This is a genomic window from Ehrlichia ruminantium, from assembly GCF_009728835.1.
GTDB classification, from domain to species: domain Bacteria; phylum Pseudomonadota; class Alphaproteobacteria; order Rickettsiales; family Anaplasmataceae; genus Ehrlichia; species Ehrlichia ruminantium_B.
This window is the reverse complement of the sequence record NZ_CP033455.1, coordinates 642493-662883: the sequence shown is the minus strand read 5'-3', so window position 1 is coordinate 662883 and position 20391 is coordinate 642493. Positions and strand designations below refer to the sequence as shown.

General features: G+C 27.3%; 14 protein-coding genes and 2 tRNA genes. 11 read left to right on the top strand and 5 right to left on the bottom strand.

The window, feature by feature from the left end:
- Nucleotides 1-99: 99 nt before the first annotated feature.
- Entirely contained in the window at nucleotides 100-699 is a 600-nt protein-coding gene (gene hpf / locus EDL80_RS02155; RefSeq protein ID WP_158406564.1) for a ribosome hibernation-promoting factor, HPF/YfiA family, read from the bottom strand.
- Nucleotides 700-819: 120 nt separating this feature from the next.
- Between hpf and EDL80_RS02150 the strand changes: the two genes are divergently transcribed.
- Nucleotides 820-1707: an RNA polymerase factor sigma-32 gene (locus EDL80_RS02150; RefSeq protein WP_158406563.1), complete on the top strand. Its 888-nt coding sequence runs from the start codon at nucleotides 820-822 to the stop codon at nucleotides 1705-1707.
- Nucleotides 1708-2409: 702 nt separating this feature from the next.
- On the opposite strand, the gene ykgO is transcribed toward EDL80_RS02150, so the two are convergent.
- Nucleotides 2410-2538: a type B 50S ribosomal protein L36 gene (ykgO, locus tag EDL80_RS02145; RefSeq protein WP_158406562.1), complete on the bottom strand. Its 129-nt coding sequence runs from the start codon at nucleotides 2536-2538 to the stop codon at nucleotides 2410-2412.
- 43 nt (nucleotides 2539-2581) lie between these two features.
- A tRNA-Ser gene (locus EDL80_RS02140) sits at nucleotides 2582-2673 on the bottom strand.
- A gap of 224 nt (nucleotides 2674-2897) precedes the next feature.
- On the opposite strand from EDL80_RS02140, the gene EDL80_RS02135 reads away from it, so the two are divergent.
- The 8 genes from EDL80_RS02135 (at nucleotide 2898) to EDL80_RS02095 (ending at nucleotide 11835) form a co-directional block, all read left to right on the top strand.
- Nucleotides 2898-3248, top strand: a complete 351-nt coding sequence (locus tag EDL80_RS02135; protein WP_158406561.1) for a hypothetical protein — start codon at nucleotides 2898-2900, stop codon at nucleotides 3246-3248.
- Nucleotides 3249-3299: 51 nt separating this feature from the next.
- Complete coding sequence (locus tag EDL80_RS02130; RefSeq protein WP_158406560.1) at nucleotides 3300-3854, top strand: head-tail connector protein; 555 nt, start codon at nucleotides 3300-3302, stop codon at nucleotides 3852-3854.
- Entirely contained in the window at nucleotides 3851-4261 is a 411-nt protein-coding gene (locus EDL80_RS02125) for a hypothetical protein (RefSeq protein ID WP_158406559.1), read from the top strand. The genes EDL80_RS02130 and EDL80_RS02125 overlap by 4 nt, the downstream gene beginning before the upstream one ends.
- Nucleotides 4239-4628, top strand: a complete 390-nt coding sequence (locus EDL80_RS02120) for a phage tail tube protein (protein ID WP_158406558.1) — start codon at nucleotides 4239-4241, stop codon at nucleotides 4626-4628. Before EDL80_RS02125 ends, EDL80_RS02120 begins: the two co-directional genes overlap by 23 nt.
- A gap of 89 nt (nucleotides 4629-4717) precedes the next feature.
- Nucleotides 4718-5260 carry a hypothetical protein gene (locus tag EDL80_RS02115; protein ID WP_230957614.1) on the top strand — a complete coding sequence of 181 codons (543 nt, stop codon included), beginning with the start codon at nucleotides 4718-4720 and terminating at the stop codon, nucleotides 5258-5260.
- Nucleotides 5261-5378: 118 nt separating this feature from the next.
- Nucleotides 5379-5927, top strand: coding sequence for a hypothetical protein (locus EDL80_RS02110; RefSeq protein WP_230957224.1), 549 nt, complete (start codon nucleotides 5379-5381; stop codon nucleotides 5925-5927).
- A 1837-nt stretch (nucleotides 5928-7764) separates the two neighbouring features.
- Nucleotides 7765-9180, top strand: a complete 1416-nt coding sequence (gene terL, locus EDL80_RS02105; RefSeq protein WP_158406556.1) for a phage terminase large subunit — start codon at nucleotides 7765-7767, stop codon at nucleotides 9178-9180.
- Nucleotides 9181-10557: 1377 nt separating this feature from the next.
- A complete protein-coding gene (locus EDL80_RS02095) occupies nucleotides 10558-11835 on the top strand; it encodes an adenosylmethionine--8-amino-7-oxononanoate transaminase (protein WP_158406554.1) in 1278 nt (425 codons plus the stop codon).
- Nucleotides 11836-12870: 1035 nt separating this feature from the next.
- Here the strand turns inward: EDL80_RS02095 and putA are convergent.
- Complete coding sequence (putA, locus tag EDL80_RS02090; protein ID WP_158406553.1) at nucleotides 12871-16002, bottom strand: bifunctional proline dehydrogenase/L-glutamate gamma-semialdehyde dehydrogenase PutA; 3132 nt, start codon at nucleotides 16000-16002, stop codon at nucleotides 12871-12873.
- An 869-nt stretch (nucleotides 16003-16871) separates the two neighbouring features.
- On the opposite strand from putA, the gene fabG reads away from it, so the two are divergent.
- Nucleotides 16872-17609, top strand: a complete 738-nt coding sequence (gene fabG / locus EDL80_RS02085) for a 3-oxoacyl-[acyl-carrier-protein] reductase (protein ID WP_158406552.1) — start codon at nucleotides 16872-16874, stop codon at nucleotides 17607-17609.
- 814 nt (nucleotides 17610-18423) lie between these two features.
- Here the strand turns inward: fabG and EDL80_RS02080 are convergent.
- Nucleotides 18424-18496 (bottom strand) — tRNA-Met (locus EDL80_RS02080).
- 739 nt (nucleotides 18497-19235) lie between these two features.
- Here EDL80_RS02080 and EDL80_RS02075 point away from each other — a divergent pair.
- Nucleotides 19236-20003: a hypothetical protein gene (locus EDL80_RS02075; RefSeq protein WP_158406551.1), complete on the top strand. Its 768-nt coding sequence runs from the start codon at nucleotides 19236-19238 to the stop codon at nucleotides 20001-20003.
- The last annotated feature ends 388 nt before the right edge of the window (nucleotides 20004-20391 follow it).

Sequence of the window (20391 nt, the reverse complement as noted above, 5' to 3'; positions counted from 1 at the left end):
TAATATTAACTAATATATTAATTAATTACAACTAAATCATTCTATAATTAATATATAGACATACACATCAACCACATAAACACACTCAATAAAGAATATTTATTGCACAGATGATACATTTAATGGATCTACCCATACTATATTACCATCATTTCTAGTATAAACCATATTTACTCTATTATTCTTTACATTAATAAACAAAAGAGCTGGCAAAGATAACAATTCCATTTCCATAATTGCATCACCAATAGTCATAGTTTTTACAATTACATCTTCTTCTATCACTAATCCTGTACTATTATGAGTATCATTATCTATGTCATAGTTTTCTATCTCATTTTTATTCACTACATATCCAAAACATTTCATCTGTGATTTAATAGAGTGCTTATTGTGACGGTATTTATTAATTTTTTCACTCTTATGCTGTTTTAGCTTATTAGACAAGTAATTAATCACATTATCTATTGCATGATATGCTGTATCTGCAGTTTTAGAAATTCTAATAAACTCTCCCTTAACATCACTAATAGAAATATTGGCATTAAATAGATTTGCGTCTTTGGATAAGATAACTTTTATAGTAACTGTTGTATCACCAAAAAAAAATTTTACTATATGGTCATCAATACCTTTTTCTATATAAGATCTAATATTATCAGTAATATCAAAACCTCTTGTTGTAATTACTATATTCATAACGAGTATCTTAAAAAATTATATATTAAATTAATATATCAAAACCTTGAAAATTTACTATACATCATTTATATTACTTATAATAATAGCGGCACTATATAAAGGTTATATTATCTAATTATGTTAACAAGTTCTATATTATCTCTAAATCAGGACAATCTAATGTCTTATATTAATGAGGTACAGTCTTTTCAGATTTTATCTCTAGAAGAAGAAGAAAAGTTAGCAAAAAATTGGTATGAACATGGTGTAATTGCTGATGCACACAAATTAGTTACAAGTCATTTAAGACTGGTAGTAAAAGTTGCATTAAGTTTTAAAAACTATGGACTACCACTTATAGAGCTCATTATGGAAGGTAATATAGGCTTAATGCAAGCTGTAAAAAAGTTTAACCCTAATTTAGGTTTCAGGCTTTCTACATATGCAATATGGTGGATCAAAGCTTCAATCAAAGATTATATTCTCAAATCATGGTCATGTATAAAAATTGGCACCACACAAGCACAAAGAAAGCTATTTTTTAGTTTAAGAAAAATCAAAAAAAAGCTCTTTAAATATCACAATAACATTACTAAAGAAGATATTAAAATCATAGCAAATGAATGTTCAACTTCTGAACAAGAGGTTGAACAGATGAATAAATTCTTTACTTACCGGGACAAATCATTAAACGATATAGTATTCTCTAACGGCAATCAGAACGGTACACAATTACAAGATATGATAAAATGTGAAGATCTCAATCAGGAAGATGCATACCTATTAAATGAAGAAACAGACATAAAAAAATCTTTGATTACACAAGCATTAGCAACTTTAAATGAAAGACATCGTGATATATTTATTAGAAGAAAACTAATAGAAGAACCAGACACTCTAGAGATATTAAGTAAAAAGTACAATATTTCAAAGGAACGTATTAGACAAATAGAAACACATGCTTTCTTAAAAGTAAAGAACTTTGTTATCTCTAAAAAAGAAGAACTTGGGTTGCACAATATTTAACCTATTTATATATATGATTACAGCTATTCTTTACTTATTAGCCCTTATGTTCGTGCTATTAATCACACTTTACTACCCAAAAATCCTAATACCAACTCTTAACTACCATTTAATAAATCAATAAATAAATTTTTCACTACTTAACAATAACCACTAAATTAATAAATTTGGAACAATAACTTTATTCTTAATTAAAAGTCTCTGATACTAAATCATATAAAAAATAACTTATATCTTTATAATTTTTTCCTTACATAGAAATCAATTATTATAAAACATATTAAACTTCACATTGCTATTCCTTTCATAATGACAAAATTTTATACCATCATTAAAAATATATAATTAGTATACAATAATACATCAGGAAATTTATGAAAGAACTTTAGATATTACTTACTACATAAAATTAATGAGAATTAGTAAATATAACTTACATTTATTAAAGTAAAAAACAACAGCATTATTATAATTGAGTATAAAATAACAAATCACATAACGGTTACGTACATAACATTAAATAACTTTACATTACAATAAACCTAATAATCCTATATAGTCTGGCAGATATAAAAAACCTAAACTAATATAATAGATACTGATTATATACAACTAAATATAGCTACCTATTGATACATAAGAAATTACACAAATATTATACCTACATATTTAGTATAACTTAATACTATCCTTATTATACTGCTAATACCCTTGTCTAGCTTTAAATCTTGGATTTTTCTTATTTATAACATAAATACGTCCTTTCCTACGTACAACCCTACAACCCTTATCTCTTACTTTTGCAGATTTCAACGACCCAATAACCTTCATTTTTTCCCTACTAATTAATATTTTCTAACAATAAACAACAACATGGCGGAGAGAGAGGGATTCGAACCCCCGATACGATTTAAGTCGTATAACGGTTTAGCAAACCGTCGCCTTCAGCCTCTCGGCCATCTCTCCATACTAATGCATTACAGATTAAAAAAATTTACAATAATCAAAAACCATAAATACAAAATTCATTATAAAATTTGCTGAACAAATTTCAACAAAATTCTACTTATATTGTGTAATATCCTTGATAGATCTTCTAAATATTCAAACAAGTATAATATCAATAAACTGCTTCCTTAATGCCAAATTAGGAATATATAATGTACCAAATACCAATTATTATTTATTATATGACAACTACCTTTAATCACAACAAACCAGATTTTATACAACAAAAAAATCTAACTGAATTTAATCAAACACTTGATGAGATGATCACAAAATACCAAACAAAATTTGAAAATAAAATGGAAAACATAACATCTAACTTCCTGACATATTTTCAACAGACTTTAGAAGAAGAACTAGTATCACTAATCAAAAAAGTATATTCACATAATGTACAAGAACTTAATAAATATCTTGTAAATCAATTGCTTAATTCTAACAGTCTACAAACACTAAATAAGAATGATAAAGATCTAATTATTAAAATATTTAATAAAATTTCCTCAAACATAATAGAAAGCTTTATCCTATAATTAAAAAAATTATCAAAACACATATACACCATAACAATCGTGGAGTTTTATATGCTAGAAAGTTCTATATTGTGCATTACACGTAAATCTACACCTATGTCTTCACCTATTACGCTATCAGAAGCAAAATCATTTTTACGCATAAATAATAATGCAGATGATAAACTAATTAATAATTTAATTGCTATAGCATCTGAATATGCACAATGGTATATTGAAAAATCATTAATGAGACAAATATGGCAGATTTCTTGCAACGGACATATCCCCAGAAAAATACAATTACCATTCAATCCAATAATTAAAGTCAACTATGTCAAAATAATACATACCAACGGATCTGAAGAATTGATAGATAAAAAACAATACTATGTAGATACAGCACTATCACACATTCTATTTCATACTCAAGCTAATGTTAATAGAATAGAAATTCTCTACGAAGCAGGATATACAGATACATCATTAATACCTGCACAGATTAAACATGGCATATTGCATCATGTAGCTGTGGCATATAAAAATAGAGAATCAGAAAATACTAATCTTTTAACATTCATAAAAGACATATATTCCCCATTTCGTGAATTAAAATTGGTGCTATGATAGATTCAACACAAATAATTTACAATTCTGTCCTGAAGTTACTAAAATCACACAGAGATCTAAGTAAAATTATAACTAATATATATGACATTACACCTAATAAAGTATCATTGCCATATGTAAATGTACAAATAAATAATTTGAAAACATTAACTACATTCAATAAAAACATATTGAAAGTACAAATACTATGCAACGTTTATAGCAATCACCTCGATACACTATATGAAGTATCAAGTATTATTATTAACAAATTAGTAAATTATCAAGTCAATTCACCTAAGTTTGAATATAAAATTATTCCAGAATATAGTTCCAATATAAACCAGAACAAAGAATCTATTCATGCACTCTTAATTTTTACTGTTTTAGCGAAAGAAAACCATGTCAATACTATTGCAAATTAAAGACCCTAACAATAAATTCATCCCTCTTAATAATATAAAAAATTTAAAAATGGGCTTACATAACAAAAATGAATATACAAAAAATATCTCCTCATCGGGATGGAAAAACGTCCTATGCAATTCAGGAAACAAATATATCATTTTTAAAATTTCAGGAATTATAGATTATTCATATGCAGATAAGCTACTACAAATATTTTCCTTTAAGAATGAAATTGCAGAATTCAAAATAACTATCAATAAAAAAGAAATAATATCAACAAAATGTATCATAGAAACATACGAAAGATACTATGAACCAAATAATTTTGACAATTTTAACACAACACTAATTAGTACTGAAAAAGTACTTTTTAATAATTATTAATACAAATCATTTACTATTCTAAAGATTTTAAGTTAATTTAATATATTTTAATAATCATGATACATGAACAAGAAAAATTAATATACAAAATGATAGATAACTGCAACGATCATAAAAAGCTTTGTAAAATACAGCAAGAAATCTCTACATTAATTGAACTCACGAGAGATAGATCATTATTAGACAATATTTCCGATATAAAACATGAAGAACCAAATGACAAAAGTAATAATCATAAATCTCATAATGCAAACAAATCAGATAAAGAACCAGAATCTAACGTTGCTGATGCTAACTTAAAAAAAATCAAAGACAATATAAAGTTACAACTTAACATTTTAAAATCAGTAATTGCACATAAGATGGATCCTATACAAAGAGCAGGAGAAACCATAAAATCAAATAATAAAGATGCAAAAAAATTCGGTAGACCCATAAAAGGAAATAATTCATCAAACATGATAACAGCATTACTAAAAATGGTTGTAAATCAAATTAAATTGATATTGAGTGTAGCAATAACTCAAGATAGCATTGAACATAAAGAAAATTCTCAAACACAATATAAACCACAATATTTGTCTAATATGTTATCTAATAATAACCATCATGAACAAAGCAGAAACCGGTAACTTAAGTATGTTAAAGTATTAAATATTCTTATTAAAGAAAATACTTAATATTTAGATTAAGAAAAGATTTACACTAATATATTAGTATTTATCATACCCTATACAATTAGCATAACAGATGCTGTCCCCATCAAAATTAAAGATAAAAAAAATACATCAATTTATTAATAAGTCTCATGACTTAAAAAAACTAAGATATGTACATGTAGAACTAAAAAAACTAAAACAAAATTTATATAAATGTAAAAACGTATCAAGGAGTATAAGTAAAAAAAAATATATAGCAATAAATAAAAGACATCTAACACTAAATACAGTAAAAAAAGACATTAAAGTAGAAATTAGAAGTTTATTGATGTCAACTATTGCACATCAAATGGATCCAACACAACGTGCTGGACAAACCATCACTTCAAATATAAGAGACGCAAAAAAGTTTGGTAGAGGTTCTCAAGCTAAAAAGAAATCTGGCTATAAATCAAAAAAAAAAATTAATTTTTTAAAGCTGTTAAACCTTTTACTTAAACTAATATTACCTGTACCATCTCTATTGTTAGATGTCAATTTAATCATATACAATATTACAATAAATGACTTAAAAAAAACAAAATACAAAAATCACAATAATGATTTTAGAATTTCAAATTTAACATTAATGCCACGGTAGCTAATTATCTACAAATTAATACAATACAAAAATTAAATAAAGTTTAGTAGAATTAAAAGCATTAGAGATAGTTTTAAGAGCAACACTTTTTGTATATATCTGATAAGATATTTAAAAGGCAATACTGTTATTCCTATAAATAAATTATCATAAATCTTTTATACAATTAATCTTAAAAAACTATAAGATTTATATTTCTTTCATCTATACTCTTTGATCTTACACTAAAATTATTTTGTTATTACATAGATAATTATCATGTAATATCTTAAGCAAAACTATTAATTTTCACTGCTAACATTGTGATATTCTTATTTAATACTTCAACCTTTACAGATCTTGTATTTAATAATAATAAAGAATTCTATATATTTCTGACACTGTTTCAACCTTATTCTTGACATTAAAGTATTAGTACATACATAACCTAAACTTTACTACTTTATAAGTAACAATAATTTTTACAATTAATAAACTTCTTTCTCGTGTGTTACACATAACAAAGTTTATAGTTTTTTATTCTTTCATAGTACTTGACAAAAATATATACTATAAAATTGGATAACCTGAGTTTTTCTTACTACACACCATGTCATTAAGCATTCATTATTACCTATAGCATTAGTGTTTCTGCAAACTCCACTTTTTTAGTATTATAATTTAGTATTACTAGTAAATTTATATGTTTTATCAAACAGTAAAGTTCTATTCTTTATCATAATAATATAGTATATCAAAATAGCTTTTTAGATACTATATTACAGAATATATATAGACATATACAGGAAATTTCTTAACTTAAAAGTTAAAATTTGCTATCACAATAAAAACAATAGTAATAATTACAGTAACACCACATTTATATATTCTTACAGTTTTATTTCATACTAAAACATTAAAGATATAACAACACCTCTAGAAATCAAGACAATACAAAATGGATAGATTCATAACTTAATATACACAGAACAACATAAACACACATAATTTATATGTACCTGTAGTATTAATGTAGTATATTTTTACACCATTATTTTGGTATTTCTTAAGTAACTATGTTGCAGTGTATTGTATACAATATATACAAAATGCTTAATAACACAGCAATTTATATGTATATCTTGTTATTTTTTATTATTTAATAAATATACATATTTTAAAAATCATCATATATTTATGATCTACATATACAATAAGTTATGCATAGTGTATTCATAAATATAACGTTATTAATTTATATTAATACAGTATACCTGTACTAATCAAGTATTGAGCAAGGCTGTAAGTACTATGTATTAGAGTGCTAATTATAAAATATTGTAATTATCAGTTTATCTATAATAGACAAATTACTACAAGCAAATTATATGTTTTAATCATAATATAATACGCTATAACTTATTTTATACTTACAGTAAGCAATGCCCATGATTTTTCATTACCTGGTAATATCTTACAACATGGTATTAATAATAATAAGTATACAAGAAGATTGATTAATACGAACTCAAACTTGCTATATTCTTATATTGTAAGAAATGATATTAATGATAAGCTTACAGTTGGTTCATGTGTAGGGATTAATGTAAAGTTTGAATCACAGTTAAGTTATATACTACTTTAACTTAATTTTAAACTGACAACCTTTGTCTTAAGAATCACATCTGATAGGATAAATCATTAGATCTAGTATACATCTTATATATAACATCATTAAAAAATACCATTGATCTTACATTTTCTATTTAACAACATATAATAAAAGTAACATATACTACACACATCAAATTGTAAAAAATAAAACAATATATTTTTCAAAATATTCCAATACAACTCCATGCCTCATGATTTCCTTAGCTTTCTAAAATTATGCTTTCATACAGTTTCACCTGCCAACCAGATTATTAATAATTGGCACATTAAAGTAATTGCAGATAGATTAGAAGCTGCACTAAACGGAAAAATTAACCGCTTAATAATTAATATGCCTCCAAGATTTGTAAAATCTATATGTGTCAGTATAGCATGGCCATCTTGGATATTTGCACTAAATCCCCAAGCAAGAATCATAGTTGCAAGTTATTCTCAAACCTTAAGCGAAAAATTATCTCTAGATAATCGACATATACTACAATCAGAATGGTATAAAAATCTATTTCCACACGTAATATTATCAAAAGATCAAAATACCAAACAAAAATTTCAAACTTCACAAAGGGGATATAGATTCGCAACATCAGTAGGAGGAAGCATAACAGGAGAAGGCGGAGATTTTTTAATTATAGATGATCCAATGAATCCTTTACAAGCATTGAGTAAAACATATAGACAACGCGTATGTAATTGGTTTGAACAATCATTTATGACTAGATTAAACGACAGAAAACATAGTGTAGTTGTAATTGTTATGCATAGGCTACACACAGAAGATTTGACTGGATACTTACTATCGAAAAAGCTATACAATAACTGGCATGTATTATCATTTCCCATGATATCAGAAAAAAAACACATAATATATTCACTTGCTTACCCATGGAAATTTAAATATAAGAAAAAAATAAAAAATATCCTACATACAAGAAAAGAAGGTGAATTACTATATTGGAAGTATGGAAAAAAATACATCAATGAACTAAAATCAGAATTAGGGTCTTATGCTTTTGCAGCTCAGTATCAACAAAATCCTATCACTCTATCAAGTGGTATCATCAAGTACATATGGCTTCAAAGATATGATCAAACATTATATAACCACAACAATACAAATATAACTCAAAGTTGGGATACAGCTTCTTGTACTAATGACAACAGTGATTATAGCATATGTACAACATGGTCTTATACAAATAACTGTTTCTTCTTACTTGATATATATAAAGAAAAATTAGAATATCAATCATTAAAGCAAATACTAATAAATTTAGCAAACCGTTGGAAACCAACTGCTATTCTTATAGAAAATAAAGCAAGTGGAATACAACTAATCCAAGAATTAAGAAACATAAGTAAAATACCCATTATAGACATTATACCCACAATTAATAAACTAATCAGATTTTATAAAATAATTCCCATATTTGAATCCAGAAAAGTATTTTTACCATATGATGCTTCATGGCTTAGTGACTTTGAACAGGAAATATTATCATTTCCCAATACACAAAATGATGATCAAGTAGATAGTATGACTCAATACCTAGATTGGATTTATAACAACATTATGCATAATGTTTCTGTAAAAACACTATAAACATTAGCAGGATTCTAAATCGTAAATTATACTTATAAAATAACATTACAACATATTCCTCGTAATGTTTTAGACTTAATTAATTCAAAATAATAAATACACGTAATATTATCCTCAATTTTATCCAAAACAAATTACACATCAGTTTACTCAATAACAAATACATTTCTTTTTTATATAAAGTACAAAGTGTAGTTTACATAGAGTGTCATTTGCAATTACTTCAAATTCTCCCAACTTATTAATTAGTCGTTGAGGATCGTTGGTAAAGTCTTAAAATTTTGCGTTACATAATCCTATAGAGTTTATTTTCTTCTTCGGTAATCTGTAAAGTATGCATTTCTTGTGTATGTAATTTTATACATTTTACAGAACAATGTTGTATTATGTCTTCAAAATATGGTCTTTCTTGCGCATTACAACATTTCAAATTATAAGATTTCTATTTCTCTCCATGAATACTTCTTCAAATATTAATATACATCTAATAGTACCTCAATAACATGCTGTTAATTAAAGAAAGTAAAAGGCATTTGTTTACATCACAGATACTATAATAAAATTGTACTTCCATCTTCACGGCTACCTCAACAGCAGTTGATCCAGAATCTGAGAAAAATACTTTTTCCATTTTTTTCTGTGGAAAATGTTAGCAAGACACAAAATGCGTGTGCAATTTTGTTGACATAATCCAGAAAACCTAATTATTAAACAATTGAAAGATTTTTACTATCATTTCATATATTAGGAAATGATAGAAGTTCCTGTCCAAATTACTAGACTATGGCATATCGTATATTAAAAATATTTTCCTATATTTTCAAATATGGGAACTATTTTATAAAATCTAGTTAATTTATTGATTAGAAGATATAATAATCTAGATAATTAGCGTATTATAAGTATTACTTAACTTATCACATTAATAAATATATATTTACTATAATACTAATATCAAGTAAACATTAGTTATGTGTCACTCATTATAAGTCTAACCTCATTTTCTATATGCTGTATTTAAACTTTAGTAATGTTTCTATAAATTAAAAAAATATATATGTAGTCAACCCTAGTTTTTATGTAGTACTATAAATTCCGTACTTAATACTTAATAAAGTAAATACCAAACACAAACCGTGCAGAATATACTCATAAAAATCAATTACATAGTACTTATTTAATCTACTTCCAAAATATATTCTTACTTCAAGTAAATACTACTATATTAATAGATACTATAGTAAATTCTGATTTTGAATAATTATCTAATACGGTTATTCTTAAAAAAAAGAAAAAAAATTAAATATCTTTTGTTTATCCATAACTTATAATACAATATTTCGTAATAAAACTTCTTTATTAAATAAGTAACTATATATGTCCCATAATCCTTGCTCATGGTTTAACAAAGGTTCCAAAAATATTTGGATGCCTTATACTCAAATGAAAAATCTAACTCCCCCTTTACAGGTTAAAGCTGCTAATGGTTGTTATATAATATTAGAAGATGGTAGTAGGCTATTGGATGGCATATCTAGTTGGTGGAGTGTATGCCATGGGTATTCTCATCCCCACATCGTCAAGAAAATACAAGATCAAGTTGCTCAATTGTCTCATATTATGTTTCCCGGACTAGCACATGAACAGAGTTATACATTAGCTTCGCGTCTTGCTAACATCTCTCCACAGAAAAAAATGGAAAAAGTATTTTTCTCAGATTCTGGATCAACTGCTGTTGAGGTAGCCATGAAGATGGCAGTACAATTTTATCATAACATGGGTGATACAAATAAATGCCATTTTGTTTCCTTCAATAATGGATATCATGGAGATACTATGGGATGTATGTCAGTATCTGATCCAGGAAATATCCATGGAAACAAATTCAACAAATACTACCCATCCCAATTTAGGGTACATTTGCCACAAAATAAAAAAGAACTAGAAGACTTCCGAAATATTATACATTCTATCAAAGATAATACTGCTGCTATCATTTTAGAACCAGTATTACAAGCAGCAGGTGGAATGATACTCCATCATCCAAGTATTGTAAAAGAAATTTATGATATAGCACATGATAACAATATATTATTTATTGCAGACGAAGTCGCAACAGGCTTTTGCAGAACTGGCAGCATGTTTGCATGTGACCAAGCAGGAATAGTTCCAGATATTATGACAATCGGAAAAGCTTTAACGGGAGGATTTTGTACTTTATCAGCAACTTTAGCTATACCACAAGTTTACAATGCATTTTTATCAGATAACATAGGGGATGCTTTTATGCACGGTCCAACTTTCATGGGAAATCCTTTAGCTTGTGCTGCAGCAAATGCCTCTCTTGATCTTTTTGAGATGGAAGATATCACACAAAAAGTTAGTTCAATTGAGACTCAGTTGAAATCAGAATTAGAAATATTTAAACAATTAAAATATGTTGTCGATATCAGGGTAAAAGGTGCAACAGGAATAATAGAACTAGAAAACAACTTAATTAACAAAGATCATATAATCAAAAAAGGTGTTGAATCAAACATCTGGATACGTCCACTAGGAAACATTATATACATCATGCCACCTTTTATCATAAATAAAGATCAGATTTCCCAATTAGTAACATCTATATATATGATATTAAAACACAACATATAATGGAATACTATGTTAATAAATACATCATACTATTTCTCATAGTAGCTATTTATGGTATTAATAATAACACATAAATTTTACATCATTAATACTTCTATATATAACTTATTGAGCTAATACATCATAAGGTAATTCTGATTTAATTAAGTATAGATACGATAGTTAAGTTTGCTAAGTCTTATATTGAAAATTAGAATTTACTGGTAAAAATATAAAGTTACTGTTTTATGTATCTATACATGATTGGTAACTTATACATCAACATAAATGTATGGTACTAAAATAATGTCGAATATTTCTATATAATTCGATAACAAATTTACAATTTCATTTTGAGCTAGTATCATAAATAATTCTCATTATTTTTTATGGATCGTATATCTCCTTATTAGACTATATTAAATAACGTACTTTATCCTAAATATATATGGAATTTTATTATCTATATTCATTTCTAGAGAACTAGTAATACATGCCTTGTTCTGTAACTTGATGATCTCATACAAGTTATATAATTACAATTTGTTATATTAGAGCAGTTGAATATACTAAAAAGTAGCAATAATCATAAATATGATACATAACATAATTAAATGTACTGTATTACATTATAAATAATACCTGCATTATTAGTATCCCATCGTGAAATACTAATAAAATGTTCTATAACACTCAAAATAAACACTATTTAGTAACTCATAAAATACAACACTACTAATAATATTTAACTCTTAATTAATAATCAAAGTTACTGTATATCAACTTAATTCAGCATAAAAAATACTAAACATACTTACTAAGTTATATAGATACCCATATTAATATACATCGTAAGCAAAATAGTTATATATAATACCCTGTATTGACAAAAGATTATCTACTAAAACTGATATAAACTTAAACTTTCCTGACATTATAATACCTTTAATAGCTATACAGTAACTAAAAATTTTTAATTAAGCACTCACTAACACACTAAGACCTATAACCATGCTTAAAATATCATAATATCAACCATTTGCAAAAGTTATAAACTTACTCATCATTCAAACACATTAAAGACGTATTTCCTCCTAAAGCAGTAGTATTAATACTAATAACTTTTTCTGTTAAAAACCTATGTAAATAATATGGTCCACCAGCTTTAGGTCCAGTACCAGATAATCCTTGCCCTCCAAAAGGCTGCACACCAACTACTGCCCCTACTTGATTTCTATTAACATAAACATTACCAACATTTATATTATCAATAATATTATCAATGTTAGTTTGTACTCTACTTTGCACAGCAAATGTTAGTCCATATCCTGTATTATTGATATCAGATAAAATTTGATGCAAATTTCCTTTTTTATACCGGATTATATGTAATATTGGGCCAAATACTTCACGTTTTAACTGAGATATACTCTCTATTTCATATGCACATGGAGGGAAAAAATAACCATTTTCACAACCTTCCCCAAGCTTAACTTTACATAATAACTTTCCTTCCCGTGACATTCTTTCTGCATGAGCAAATAACATTTCACGCGATGCATCATCTATAACTGGACCTATATCAGTCTTTAAAAGCATAGGATCCCCGATCACTAAGTCTTCCATAGCACCACAAATCATTTCAATCTGCTTATCTGCTATCTCTTCTTGAACAAATAGCACTCTTAATGCTGAACATCTTTGCCCTGCACTCTTAAATGCTGATGTTATCACATCAGTTGTAACTTGTTCTATAAGTGCTGAACTATCAACTATCATAGTATTTAAACCACCTGTTTCAGCAATAAATGGAATAATTGCTCCTTCTTTTTCTGCAATTGCCTGATTAATAATCCTAGCCGTTTCAGTAGAACCAGTAAATGCTACTCCTGCTATTTTCTCATTCTTTAATAATACTTCCCCTAACTCTTTTCCATGACCTAGCAACAAATGTAATACTCCCTTAGGCACACCAGCATCATATAATAATTTTACTGCCTCATATGCTATTATAGATGTTTGTTCAGCAGGTTTTGCAAGTACCGCATTCCCAGTAATTAATGCTGCAACTACTGGACCAATAAATATTGCTAAAGGAAAATTCCAAGGAGATATACACATAAATACTCCTCTACTTCTAAAGTAGATGTAATTATCTTCTCCTACAGGACCAGGTAGTTTCTGTGCATCCTCTAATTCTTTCCTACCAAGAACTGCATAATAACGTATAAAATCAACAGCTTCCCGCACTTCTGCAATAGCATCAGAAATAACTTTACCACCTTCCCTAATCAACAATACTATCAGTTTTGCCCTATTTTCTTCCATAAGATCAGCTGCTTTTTCTAATATCACTGCACGATCAGAAACTGGCATACTACTCCATTCTTTAAATGTATCATATGCTATATCCAATGCTGAAACCGCTTGAGCAGGATCTATAAACGATACTTCACCTACAATATCTTCAGAATTTGCTGGAGAAAATACCTCAATAGCTTCTCCACCTACTTCTTCCCCATTAATAATGGACAACGCTTTAAATTTATGTGTTTTATATTCTTTCATTTCTTCATTAAAACCAACTAATGTAACAGAATCTGTAATATCAATACCTGAAGAATTTACTCTCTCAGGACCAAATATATCTTTTGGTAACACTATATTAGGATGAGGCATATATTCAAATGACTTTGCTTTCTCTAATGGATCTTCTATTAATTGATCCAATGCTATATTATTATCATTCATTTGATTAATAAATGAACTGTTTGCCCCATTTTCCAATAACCTTCTAATTAAGTAAGGAAGTAGATCTTGGTAACTTCCAACAGGAGCATACACTCTACACTTTATATTTGCTGCTAATTCTTGTGTTACATATTCATACAAACTAGTACCCATACCATGCAATCTTTGGAACTCAAAACCAGGATGGTCTCTATCTGCTATTTCTAATATTGTTGCTAATGTATAAGCATTATGCGTAGCAAAACATGGATAAAAAGTATTTTGCTTACTTAAAATCTTATGTGCACACGCTAAATATGAGACATCAGTATATACCTTTCTTGTAAAAACTGGATAATTGTTTAATCCCAACTCTTGTGCATTTTTTATTTCATAATCCCAATATGCACCCTTCACAAGTCTAACCATCATCTTATGAGATGATCTCACTGCTATATCTTCCACAAAATCCAATACTGAAAATGCTCTTTTTTGATATGCTTGCACAGCTAAACCAAGTCCATCCCATCCATTTAAGCTATCATCAAAACGTAATTTTTCCAGTATCATTAATGATATTTCTAACCTACTTGCTTCTTCTGCATCAATACAGACACGAATATTATGGTCCTTCGCTAATCTACATATACTCAGTAATTTATCTACTATTTCATCCAATACTTCATTTATCTGTGAAAATTCATATCTATTATGCAATGCAGATATTTTTACTGATATTTCATCATTATCAACTAAGTGACCCGTATTATTACCAATAGATTTTCCAATACTATCTATTGCTTTCATATATTCAGTAAAGTATCTCTCTGCATCCTTTTTTGTTTTAGAAGCTTCTCCTAATATATCAAACGAATATAATTCACCTTCCTTTTTATTACCAATTGCTTCCGTTATATCTTTTCCCTTTATAAAGTGTTTTCCCAGAACGTACATAGCCTGTTGTACTGCTTTTCTAATAATAGGCTCACCCATTGTTTTTATCAGATTATTTACAGTACTAAACCAACGTGTACTATCTCTATTATATTTCAGAACCCGTCCACCTATAAATAATCCCCAAGTTGCAGCATTGACAAATAATGACGAAGATCCACCTATATGATTACTCCACATACTATTTGCTATTTTATCTTTGATTAAATCATTTATTGTACAATCATCTGGAACCCTTAACAAAGATTCAGCCAAACACATCAGTGCTATGCCTTCCTCATTTGACAAGCCATATTCTTGCATAAATGCATCTATTATACCTAAATTTTTTCCACCTCTTATTTTTTCTATGATTTGTTTTGCAACACCATAAATCCTGATCTTAGAATCTTGAGATATCTCTGTTTTCTCTGTTAAATATCTTGCATAACTATTTTCTTCTGTATGATACAATAGTTGCATACGTCTACGTATCTCATTAGGCACCTGTAATGCACTTATCATTTTTTATATCTCCCATAATATTTACACCTGCGACGGCAATACTGTCACTCAGTGGTAAAAACACTTAAGTAACATTATCTCAAAACCAGTAACTAAACATATTAATAAAAAATCAAGTATTCTGTTTACCATAAATATTAATAATATTCTAGAAAAATCAAATAATTACTCAAAAAGTATTCCTAATATGCATATACTTACATAACATAAATTACCCTTTAGCAAAATGATAAAATACTTATACAAGTTACAATACAAGTAATCTCTATTCAATTACTTTGTAAAGTTGCGTAACTAAATCATAGCTTTAACCTACAAAATACACACTTCAGTAGATATTACTCACCAATTTGCCATAACCTTATACAATACTTATTCATGTTAACTTAGGGCAATCTTTAGATATATATCTGAAATAAAATAATTCAAACTTCTTTGGGTACAGTTAACCATATAAGCGCATAATTTAGTAATGAAAAGTAAAATATATTAAATTTAAGCTTATATAACAGAATATATTATGTTATAATATAGATGTGATATATACATTAATCTGGTGTATGTATGTCACATGCATTTTAAATTGTAGTAGTATTGGTATGGGTTTCTTTTACTAAAACAACAAAAATTGAGAATGCATGAATGGGTTCTTTATTTTGGAATTATTTTGTATTTTAAATTAATTAATTCAATAATTTACTAAATAATAATGCTGGATACTTCATAAATATATCGGATATACAACTTCATAAGCATAAAGTTTACTTTGTATTCCAATATTAGCATTAAATATATATTTTAAGTATTTACATCATAAACAAATTATGTAACTTTAATTGTTTTATTTATATACATGTTTGGAGATAAATATGTTTAATCTTTCAGGAAAGAGATTCCTAATCACCGGAGCATCTGGTGGTATTGGACAAGCAATTACTAAAATATTATATGAAGCAGGAGCTATATTATGTATATCAGGTACAAAAGAAGCAACATTACAGAAAATTGCAGAACAATATTTAGGTAATGTACACACATTAGCATGTGATCTTACAAATGATGAACAGGTTAGCATCATGATTGATAATACCTGTAAACTAATTGGAGGAATAGACGGTGTAATATGTAATGCAGGTATAACTTTAGATAAATTAGCATTACGTACATCTGATGAGGACTGGAATAAGGTTATTAATACAAACCTAACAACAACTTTTAAGATAAATCGCAGTGCATGCCGTGCTATGTTAAAAAATGGTTATGGAAGAATAATTAATATTTCATCAATCGTAGCACTAACCGGTAACCCAGGACAAGCAAGTTATGCAGCATCTAAAGCTGGAATGATAGCTATGAGTAAATCTATAGCAAGAGAATTTGCAAACAAAAATATCACAGTAAATTGCATAGCACCAGGTTTTATCTCAACTCCAATGACAGACGTTTTATCAGAAGAACAGCGTGCTAATATTATGCAACACATACCAATGCAAAGAATGGGTACACCAGAAGAAGTAGCAGCTGTCGTATTATTTCTAGCAAGTGATGCAAGCAGATATATTACAGGTCAAACTATCCATGTTAATGGAGGAATGTTAATGTGCTAATACATGTACAAATATGCCTTACTTAAAACAATCAAAGCATTCAAAAAAATATTTCATTGCACTATGTGCTAATGTTATATATTTTAGTGTGTTTCTCTTTGCAATTTTTTTACAATTGATAAGAGTTCCTTCTCAACTGACTGCAAAGGATCTTTTACTTATTAATGTCTGCATGGTATTATTAGCACGTATTATGCTATTTTCATTAGCATCATATGACTTACAATCCGCTTGTTCCAATTCTAAGAAGAGTAAAGAAGACCCTGTAACAAAATATAAACAAATAGCTCATACAGCTGAATTCATTAGTACCATAATTGCAATAATAATACAGGTAATTGCAATCAATAAAATAGCACTTGGTGATGTTGAAATAGTATCAACTACTAAATCAACAATTCACATCAAAGGATCTGTAGATTTTACCTGTATATTAATAAAATTACTAATAGCTGCTCCATTATTAATGTACTGCAGTTATTATAGAATGAAACACCAGAACACAGATGATAATAAAAATAAACTAAAGACTTTGTTTTACCTATCTGTAGCTGTCTTTATCATTAACCTTATAGCATTTGCAGGGAAAATAATCAACGTATTAGAACAGACTCAGTCCTTTGCACTATTTAGAATGCAAAACAATAGTAACAATGGGCCAAATAATTTTCCTCTTGGACCAACAATTAGAATTCTATGTATTGTAGCAAGTATTATTATACTAACACTAATATTCAGTATCGAGTCATCCATAAGTTCAGATCTTAATGAATGTAGTACTCATTTAATACCAAAAGACTCACAGAAGGAAGTGTGGCTAAGGAGGGATTCGAACCCACGACCAAAAGATTATGATTCTTCCGCTCTGCCAACTGAGCTACCTAGCCACTCAAAACCAACTAATGGTATAGCATAGGTTTAAAGCTATTGCAATATCAATATTACAAAATAGTCCCTTGAAATCCTAAACAATTTAGTTAATTATATAAGTTAATATTCCATTTAAAGTACACCAGCTTATTATTCATGCTCTTTCTTGTAGTATAATTTACACTAGATAAGTCTGCAATCAACTTACACTTAGCTATTTTATAATATAATGACTACTAAGCTATTTTTACTTCATTATAAACTTCCTAACTTTTTCTTACAGTATATCTTCTAAATTAGCAATTAACCTTAATAAATAGCATATATACTAATTGATAAAAATTCACATCTAGCCATACACCATACCATTACAATACTGTGTGACCTAAACACACATAATTGTGGTCAAAATAACACTCATGTTACTAGCATATGTCATATATTCATTCGTACTTAAATATAAACATCATAAATTCAAAATTAATGTATCTTATTATCTAACAATAATTACCCTTATACATTAGCAACATTTTTATTGCTCAATAATTTATAAAAAGGTTTATATAAGTTTATATGTATTATCCCAAAAGATATTAGGACAATACAATAATTCAACACAAAAAGTATTCTTTACAAAAAAATTAACCTTAACAAAGTTAGAACAATCAAAATATATAGCAAATATATAAAAAAATTTATCTATATTTCGATCTTTGTGATATTATTAACTATTTTAATCATGTTACGTACAAAAACATGCAACACATAGTAAAGAAATACAAGAATTTTAATTATCAAAAAATTCACTTAATAACTGTAGTAGTATTACTAGCAGTATCTGATATCATAACTATCATCAAATTAACACCATATGCTTACCAACCTATAAAAAGCCTTATACCATTATGCTTTGCGACATTATCAATACTTTTTATCGCATTATATTCTGTATACACATTTTATAACCTTAATATAATAAAAAAACACATACAAAATAAAACCATACTTTCAAAGAAATCAATATACTCCCACATAGGATTTATAGGAGAGTCAGCAAGTTTACTTGGATTACACATTACCTCAGCTATAGCAATTCTAGCATTACCAATTAATCATAACATGCTGATACTAGGTTCTATATTTGGTATATTATCTTCACTATCCGCCACAGAATACTCTATAATTGCACTCAGTACAGACATAGAAAAACATCAAGACCTAAAAAAAAATAACAAGCCTACAAAATATACAATATGGTCTATAGGAAATTGGACTGTAGGATTAGTGATATCACTTATAAATATAGGTGTTATCATTTCAAGTTATTTTATAAAACATAAATCACCAGAAATTTTCAGAGTAATATTACTTACAACATATGTATTAATTATTAGTTCAATGCTCATAATGAAAAATTCTCAAAATAACAGACTATCACTAAACTTAAATACAAATATTAAAATGAACAACAGCATTACAAAAGATATACAATTTGCAAAACTAGGAAAAGCACATTCTGTATAATATTCTGATAATATAACAATAAAATAAGAAATTATGAATCACATAATTACATACTATTAATTAATTCATAATTAATAGTATGTATATTTTTAATTTTAAAAGCAGGCAAACTTTTATTAGATAATAATAATTAAAATACCTACAATAATATCATACTAGTGAACCATGGAATTGCCAATATATATAAATATATATAATAAAAGTTATATTAAACAACTGTATAGATATGTGCCTAATTCACTTTATTATCTCTGTAGGATTATTATTTGTCATTTCTGTTTTGTTATTTACTTTAAGTACACTTTTTTACACTGAAAACTCTAGTTCATTATCCAATTATTTAATATTAATGTGTACTATTTTGTCCAACAGATACTCAAGATAAGAA